5 protein-coding genes and 1 pseudogene are annotated in these 7896 nt (G+C 74.0%); 4 read left to right on the plus strand and 2 right to left on the minus strand.

Annotated elements, in window-relative coordinates:
* Positions 1-35 precede the first annotated feature (35 nt).
* Positions 36-2495, minus strand: a complete 2460-nt coding sequence (locus ACGF07_RS02500; protein WP_392894673.1) for a YfhO family protein — start codon at positions 2493-2495, stop codon at positions 36-38.
* 182 nt (positions 2496-2677) lie between these two features.
* On the opposite strand from ACGF07_RS02500, the gene ACGF07_RS02505 reads away from it, so the two are divergent.
* The 4 genes from ACGF07_RS02505 to cimA all read left to right on the plus strand — a co-directional run bounded on the left by ACGF07_RS02505 (position 2678) and on the right by cimA (position 7733).
* On the plus strand, positions 2678-3244 hold the full coding sequence (locus tag ACGF07_RS02505) for a Uma2 family endonuclease (RefSeq protein ID WP_392894675.1): 567 nt from the start codon (positions 2678-2680) through the stop codon (positions 3242-3244).
* A gap of 58 nt (positions 3245-3302) precedes the next feature.
* Positions 3303-4340 (plus strand): 3-isopropylmalate dehydrogenase, encoded by a 1038-nt coding sequence (locus ACGF07_RS02510; RefSeq protein WP_350748692.1) that lies wholly within the window; start codon positions 3303-3305, stop codon positions 4338-4340.
* Between the two features lie 213 nt (positions 4341-4553).
* Positions 4554-5666 (plus strand): branched-chain amino acid aminotransferase, encoded by a 1113-nt coding sequence (locus tag ACGF07_RS02515; RefSeq protein WP_350748695.1) that lies wholly within the window; start codon positions 4554-4556, stop codon positions 5664-5666.
* A 447-nt stretch (positions 5667-6113) separates the two neighbouring features.
* Entirely contained in the window at positions 6114-7733 is a 1620-nt protein-coding gene (gene cimA / locus ACGF07_RS02520; RefSeq protein WP_350748698.1) for a citramalate synthase, read from the plus strand.
* A 64-nt stretch (positions 7734-7797) separates the two neighbouring features.
* Here the strand turns inward: cimA and ACGF07_RS02525 are convergent.
* A pseudogene (locus tag ACGF07_RS02525) lies at positions 7798-7896 on the minus strand (ATP-binding protein); the annotation flags it as partial.

Raw genomic sequence — 7896 nt, forward strand, 5'->3', positions numbered from 1 at the left:
GGGGCGGCCCGCCGAGCGCCGGCGGGCCGCCCCCGTCACGTCCCGTCCGCCCCGCGGGCGGCCCGTCGGCGGTCGCGGCGCGGGGCGCGGGTGGGGCGGCGGGAGAGCCGGGCGAAGACGGCGACCAGGACCGGCACGGCGGCCGTGGCGGAGCTGACGGTGAGGCCGTCGGTGAGGCCCGGCGGGCGGAAGGCGCAGGCCAGGTGGGAGGCGCCGGCGCCCAGCGGGACGGCGAGCATGCCGAGGACGGAGCCGGGGGCGGCGGCGCCGCCGTCCACGGAGCAGGACCAGCCCTCGGTGGCGGGGACGGAGACCAGCGCGGTGCCGGCGGAGCCCGCCGGGAGCGTCGCGCCGAGGGAGTGCCCGCCGGCCTCGACCCGGGTGGCGCCGGTGGCGGTGAGGCGGGTCACGGCGGCTTCCAGGGCACCGGCCCGCAGGCAGCCGATCGGGCGGGCGGGGACCTGGCTGACGGCGTCCGAGCGCAGGGTCACCCGGACCACGCCGTCCGCCGGTACGGTTCCCAGCCGGTGGACCGCCACCGCCGTGGTGGGCTGTTCGCCGTCGCTGCGGTAGCTGGTGCCCAGTCCGCTGACCGTGCCCCGGTACCAGACCCCGTGGAAGTAGGCCGTCCCGCCCGGCGTGCAGGTGGCGGAGAACATCGTGCCCTCGCCGCCGCCCGGCACCGACCAGCCGCTGGTGCCGTGCAGGGTCGGCGCCGAGCCGCCGGCCGGGACGGGCAGCGGGGTGTCGTAGACCTGGCTGCCGAGCAGCGACTCCTGCCGGGACCAGACCGAGGAGGTGTCCGTCCGGGCGCCCGGCGGCAGCACGGTGACCAGCGGCGGCGCGGCCGCCCGGGCCGGGGTGAAGCCGTCCGGGGGCGGCCCGTCGTCCAGGTGGGCGCGGACCGCGAACAGCGCCCGCCCGACCGGGTCGGTGACGCCGGCGACCTGCCGGCCGCCGGCCGTCCAGCCCGCACCGAGGTCGTGCAGCAGCAGGGCAGCGACGGTGGGCAGCGAGCCGCTCGCGTAGCCGCCGCCCTGGCCGTCCAGGAGCAGCGGATCGTTGGCGGTGAAGGCGTGCGGGCCGGGGTCGCTGCGGCCGGCCGGCCAGTCGGTGCCCGCCCGGACGGCCGCGTACCCGGCCCGGACGGCGGCCGGGGAGACGGTGTCGGCGGGGGCCGAGGCGAAGGCCGCGTACCCGGACCAGACGGCGTTGCCGAGGACCGCGGCGCCGAGCACCCAGGTGGCCGCGGTGGTCGCCCGGCGGTCGGTGTGCCGGCGGTCCAGCACCGCGAGCGCGGCCGGCAGGACGACGGCGCCGACGCCCAGCACCACCCAGGTGGAGGCGGGGACCGACTGCCGGCCCGCCGCCAGCCCGGCGACCACCGCGACCACGGCGGCGCCGCCCAGCAGAGTGAGGAGGTCCGGCCGGTGGGCCAGTGACACCCAGCCGGCCAGGACCAGCAGCCCGCTGAGCGCGAAGGCGACGCGGTACGGCCCGCCGGCCGGGATCGCCAGGCCGTGCCAGACCACCACGGTCGGGGTCCACAGGAACCCGAGCACCACCAGGACCAGCGCCGTGCACCAGACCGCCCGCTCGCGCACCCGCACCCGCCGGTTGAACGGCAGCCCGCACACCAGCAGCAGCCCGAGCACGCCGATCGCCACGTCCGGCAGCGGCCGGCCGCCCTGGACGGTGGGCAGCAGCCGGGCGAGGTGCCCGCCGAGGCCGGCCGGGCCGAGCGGCAGCACCGGCGACTCGGGCTGGGCGCCGCGGGCCGCACGGACGGCGACGAACAGCACGGGGGAGGCGAGCAGCACCCCGACGGTGGTCGCGGTGACGGCCCGGCCGGTGGCCCGGGCCCGGTGCCGGAACGGCCGGGGGGTGGCGAACAGCCGGACGGCGAACAGGAGTCCGGCCGCCAGGGTGGCCAGCGCGGCGGTGTACAGGTTGCCCGCCCAGGCGAGCGCCACGCACAGCGAGCCGGCCACCCAGCGCCGCTCGTGCAGGCACCAGTCCCCGACCAGGCCGAGCAGCGGCAGCGAGACCAGGCCCCAGAGCCACATCGGCGCGGCCCCGCCGACGTCCAGCACCCAGGCGCAGAGCCCGTACCCGACGGCGGCGAGCGCCCGCAGCCGCCGGGGGCCGGGGTGGAGGCGGCCCAGCAGGTGCGCCATGAGCGCGGTGGCGAGGCCGATGGTGGCCAGGGCGACCAGCAGGACGGCGAGCCGCCCCTGGTCGCGCGGGAGCAGCACGGTGAGCCAGGAGAACGGATTCATCAGGTAGGCGAAGAAGTCCGCCAGGAAGGGGACGCCGTAGCCGCTGTTCCAGTTGAACAGCAGGTCCCCGGTGGTCCGCCCGTGCAGCAGGTCCCACAGGTGCGCGTGGTAGGGCACCGCGACCTCGCCGGCCCCGGCCGGCCACCGCCCGCTCAGCGCGGCCGCCAGCCCGTACCCGCCCACCGCCAGAGCGGCCGCGCCCGCGCAGACCGACACCTCTCGCCGCCGCTCCGTCCTCACGCACGCGCCCCGTTTCTGCCAGGAACCCCGGATCACGCCACCTTAGGCGCGCCCCCGGCGCACTTCTGATCACCCGCGCTCCCTCGGAGGAGTGGCGTCCGAGGAGGCCTTGCCGAGTAGCCTGGGAGGGCCGCCAGGATGCCCTTATGGGAGGAACCATGAGCATCGAGCCGTACCCCGACTGGATCCGCCCTCCGGTCGACGGCTACGTCGCCGAGGACCTGGACCGGCTGCCGGATCTCCCGCCGCACACGGAGTTGCTCGACGGGAGCCTGATCTTCATGAGCGCACAGACGAAGTTCCACATGCGGACGCTGCGCAGGTTGGAACGGGCCCTGGAGGGCGCTGTCCCGGCGGGATGGGAGGTGTGGCGGGAGATGACGGTCAAGCTGAACCGGCGCGACCGGCCCGAGCCCGACCTCATCGTGGTCGACGAGCGCGGCGACACGGGGCCGAGGCAGACGATGTGCGAAGCGGAGGACGTGCTCCTGGCCGTGGAGGTGGTCTCACAGGAGTCGCAGGAACGGGATCGCGACACCAAGCCCCGAAAGTACGCGGCGGCCGGCATCCGGCACTTCTGGCGGGTGGAGAGTGACGGCGAGGGGCGCCCGGTCGTCTACGTGTACGAGCTGGATCCGGCCACGCGGGCCTATGGCCTGACGGGCATCTACCACAAGCAACTGAAGGTCGACCAGCCGTTCCCGATCGAGATCGATTTGGTCTGATCGTCCGGATGCTGGACGCGAGGTGTCAGGGACTGGGACGGCGGAGTAGGGTCCGACCATGTCTCGCACCATTCGTCTCGCAGTTGTCCCGGGTGACGGCATCGGCCAGGAAGTGGTGGCCGAAGGCCTCAAGGTCCTGGAGGCCGTGCTCGCCTCCGACGTGAAGCTGGAGACCACCGAGTACGACCTCGGCGCCCGGCGCTACCACCGGACCGGCGAGACGCTGCCGGACAGCGTGCTGGCCGAGCTGAAGGCCTTCGACGCGATCCTGCTGGGCGCCATCGGCGACCCGAGCGTGCCGTCCGGGGTGCTGGAGCGCGGGCTGCTGCTCAAGCTGCGGTTCGCCTTCGACCACCACATCAACCTGCGGCCGGGCCGGCTGTTCCCCGGCGTGCGGTCCGCGCTGGCCGGCGAGCCCGAGATCGACTTCGTGGTGGTCCGCGAGGGCACCGAGGGCCCGTACGTCGGCAACGGCGGCTCGCTGCGCACCGGCACGCCCCACGAGGTGGCCACCGAGGTCAGCGTGAACACCGCCTACGGCATCGAGCGCGTGGTGCGCGACGCCTACCGCCGGGCCCAGGCGCGGCCGCGCCGCAAGCTCACCCTGGTCCACAAGAACAACGTGCTGGTGCACGCCGGGCACCTGTGGTCGCGGATCTTCGCCGAGGTCGGCCGGGAGTTCCCGGAGGTCACCACCGAGTACCTGCACGTCGACGCGGCCACCATCCACCTGGTCACCCAGCCGCAGCGGTTCGACGTCATCGTCACCGACAACCTGTTCGGCGACATCCTGACCGACCTGGCCGCCGCCGTGACCGGCGGCATCGGCCTCGCCGCGAGCGGCAACATCAACCCGAGCGGCGAGTACCCGGCCATGTTCGAGCCGGTCCACGGCTCGGCGCCGGACATCGCCGGCCAGGGCAAGGCCGACCCGACCGCCACCGTGCTGTCGGTCGCCATGCTGCTGGAGCACCTCGGCTACGCCGCCGAGGCCGCGAAGGTCGAGGCCGCCGTCGCGGCGGACCTCGCCGAGCGCTCCGGCACCCGTTCCACCTCCCAGGTCGGCGACGCGCTCGCCGCCCGAGTATCCGGCTGACGGCCGGATCGCCACAAGGTCCCGGCCGCACGGGCCGGACCGCACAACCGCAGCTTGCAGCTCCCCGGGGAGCGGATGGCTGTTCGGCACGGCCCTCTGGATGCGAATATCGACAGTGGGCCGTGCCGTCGCGCGTTCGTTCCCGCGTCCGACCGCGGGAACGTTCCTTCGGCGGGGCGGCCCCGATCCAACCCCACGGTGAAGGAAACAGCCATGAGCACGCCCACCCAGGCGCCCATCACGTTCGACCTCAAGCCCTCCGCCCACCCGCTGCCCGCAGCGGAGCGCGAGGCCCGGCTGACCAACCCCGGCTTCGGCCGCGTCTTCACCGACCACATGGTGACCATCAGCTGGACCGAGGGCCGCGGTTGGCACGACGCCCAGCTGGTTCCTTACGCGCCGGTGGAGATGGATCCGGCCAACATGACGCTGCACTACGGCCAGGCGATCTTCGAGGGCCTGAAGGCCTACCGCCAGGCCGACGGCTCCATCGCGACCTTCCGCCCCGAGGCCAACGCCCTGCGCTTCCAGGCCTCGGCCCGCCGCCTGGCGATGCCGGAGCTGCCGGTGGAGACCTTCGTCGAGGCCGTCGAACTGCTCGTCCAGCAGGACCGGGACTGGGTCCCGAACGAGCCGGAGCAGAGCCTGTACCTGCGTCCGTTCATGTTCGCCACCGAGGTCGGCCTGGGCGTCCGCCCGGCCGACTCCTACCTCTTCATGATCATCGCCTCCCCGGCCGGCGCCTACTTCCAGGGCGGCATCAAGCCGGTCTCGGTCTGGCTGTCCAAGGAGTACGTCCGGGCCGCGCCCGGCGGCACCGGCGCCGCCAAGTGCGCGGGCAACTACGCGGCCTCGCTGGTCGCCCAGGCCCAGGCCGCCGAGAAGGGCTGCGACCAGGTGGTCTGGCTCGACGCCGCCGAGCACCGGTGGATCGAGGAGATGGGCGGCATGAACCTGTACTTCGTCTTCGGCGAGGGCAAGGACGCCAGGATCGTCACCCCGGAGCTGTCCGGCGCCCTGCTGCCCGGCATCACCCGCGACTCCCTGCTGCGCCTGGCCTCCGACCTCGGCTACGCCGTCGAGGAGCGGAAGATCTCCACCGACGAGTGGCAGCAGGCCAACGCCGACGGCACCCTCACCGAGGTCTTCGCCTGCGGCACCGCCGCCGTGATCACCCCGGTCGGCTCGGTCAAGTCCGCCGCCGCCGACTGGACCGTCGGCACCGGCGAGCCCGGCCCGATCACCATGGAGCTGCGCCGGGCCCTGCTCGCCATCCAGGGCGGCCAGGCACCCGACACCCACGGCTGGCTGCACAAGATCGTCTGACCGCACCCGCCCGGGCGCCCCACCGCACCGGGGCGCCCGGAGCCGCGACCCCGGAGCGTTCTCCCGGCGCCCGGGCCGCCCCCGCCCGGCGGCCGTTCCGCATCGCGAGACGGCCGGGCCGGATCCTGGAGGCTGTGTCAGACTGCGAGCGTGTCCTCGCTTTCGCTGATTATCGGCAGCAGGCGCGCCGGTCCGCAGTGACCGCTTCCGCAGGACCCGATGCGGAGCGACCACGAGCGTCCAGACCCGCGCGCAGACCTCTCGCACCCGCGAGGGGTCTTTTGCTTTTCGGGCCCAGCCCCCGACGAGCACTGCCACCGGACCGGCCGACGGCCCTCACGAGGGGCCGGGGACACCGGGACCGCGCGCGGGATCCTGGACAGTGGAGCCGGGACGAGAAATCCGGCAGAGCAGTACGAACCTCCCCGAAACGGAGAACCAGAGGTCATGACCGAGGTCAGCCGTACCGACGACAGTTTCCACGTGTTCGACACCACCCTGCGCGACGGCGCGCAGCGGGAGGGCATCAACCTCACGGTGGCGGACAAGCTGGCCATCGCCCGGCACCTGGACGAGTTCGGGGTCGGCTTCATCGAGGGCGGCTGGCCCGGCGCCAACCCGCGGGACACCGAGTTCTTCGCGCGCGCCGCCGCCGAGCTGGAACTGCGCAACGCCGAGCTGGTCGCCTTCGGCGCCACCCGGCGGGCCGGCGGCAAGGCGGCCGACGACCCGCAGCTCGCCGCGCTGGTCGCCTCCGGCGCGCCCGTGGTGACCCTGGTCGCCAAGGCCCACGACCGGCACGTCGAACTGGCCCTGCGCACCACCCTGGACGAGAACCTGGAGATGATCCGGGACAGCGTCGAGTTCCTGCGCGCCCAGGGCCGGCGGGTGTTCATCGACTGCGAGCACTTCTTCGACGGCTACCGGGCCAACCGCGCGTACGCCCTCGCGGTGGTCCGCGCCGCCCACCTGGCCGGGGCGGACGTGGTGGTGCTGTGCGACACCAACGGCGGGATGCTGCCGGCCGGCGTCCGGGAGACCGTCGCCGAGGTGCTCGCGGACTGCGCCACGTACAAGCCCGGCGCCCGGATCGGCATCCACGCCCAGGACGACACCGGCTGCGCGGTGGCCAATACCCTGGCCGCGGTGGACGCGGGCGCGACCCACGTCCAGTGCACCGCCAACGGCTACGGCGAGCGGGTCGGCAACGCCAACCTGTTCCCGGTGGTCGGCGCGCTGGAGCTGAAGTACGACCGGCGGGTGCTGCCGGCGGGGCGGCTGGCCGAGATGACCCGGATCTCCCACGCGATCGCCGAACTGGTGAACCTGGCCCCGTCCACCCACCAGCCGTACGTCGGCTTCTCGGCCTTCGCCCACAAGGCGGGCCTGCACGCCTCCGCGATCAAGGTCGACCCGGACCTGTACCAGCACATCGACCCGGAGCAGGTCGGCAACACCATGCGGATGCTGGTCTCCGACATGGCGGGCCGGGCCTCCGTCGAGCTCAAGGGCAAGGAGCTCGGCTACGACCTCTCCACCGACCGCGACCTGGCCGGCCGGGTGGTGGCCAGGGTGAAGGAGCAGGAGAACCTCGGCTACACCTACGAGTCCGCCGACGCGTCCTTCGAGCTGCTGCTGCGGGACGAGGTGCGCGGCAACCGGGACCGCTTCTACACCCTGGAGTCCTGGCGGACCATCAGCGAGCAGGGCCCGCAGGGGGTCTCCGGCAACGAGGCGACGGTCAAGCTGTGGGCCAAGGGCGAGCGCCGGATCGCCGTCGGCGAGGGCAACGGCCCGGTCAACGCGCTCGACCAGGCGCTGCGGGCGGCCCTGGAGGGCATCTACCCGCCGCTGTCCACCTTCGAGTTGGTGGACTACAAGGTCCGCATCCTGGAGGGCCAGCACGGCACCGGCTCCAAGACCCGGGTGCTGATCGAGTCCACCGACGGCACCGCCACCTGGTCGACCGTCGGCGTGGCCGACAACGTGATCGCCGCCTCCTGGCTGGCGCTCGAGGACGCGTACACCTACGGCCTGATCCGCGCCGGGCTGGAGCCGACCGAGTAGCCGTCCCGACCTCGCCGGGGCCCCAGGGGACTTCGCCGAGTCCCCTGGGCCACGGGCGGCCCGCTCACCGGAGTCGGGCGAGGAGGGCGTGTTCGACGAGGGTGATGAGGGCGCTCTTGGCGCTGTCGCGGCGGCGGGCGTCGAGGGTGATGATGGGGGTGGT

This window comes from Kitasatospora sp. NPDC048194 (assembly GCF_043202455.1).
Lineage (GTDB): Bacteria > Actinomycetota > Actinomycetes > Streptomycetales > Streptomycetaceae > Kitasatospora.

Bases quoted from the DNA above. Each gene is read 5' to 3' on its own strand.
- ACGF07_RS02505 (WP_392894675.1), top strand. From the start codon at position 2,678: ATGAGCATCGAGCCGTACCCCGACTGGATCCGCCCTCCGGTCGACGGC.
- ACGF07_RS02510 (WP_350748692.1), top strand. From the start codon at position 3,303: ATGTCTCGCACCATTCGTCTCGCAGTTGTCCCGGGTGACGGCATCGGC.
- ACGF07_RS02515 (WP_350748695.1), top strand. From the start codon at position 4,554: ATGAGCACGCCCACCCAGGCGCCCATCACGTTCGACCTCAAGCCCTCC.
- cimA (WP_350748698.1), top strand. From the start codon at position 6,114: ATGACCGAGGTCAGCCGTACCGACGACAGTTTCCACGTGTTCGACACC.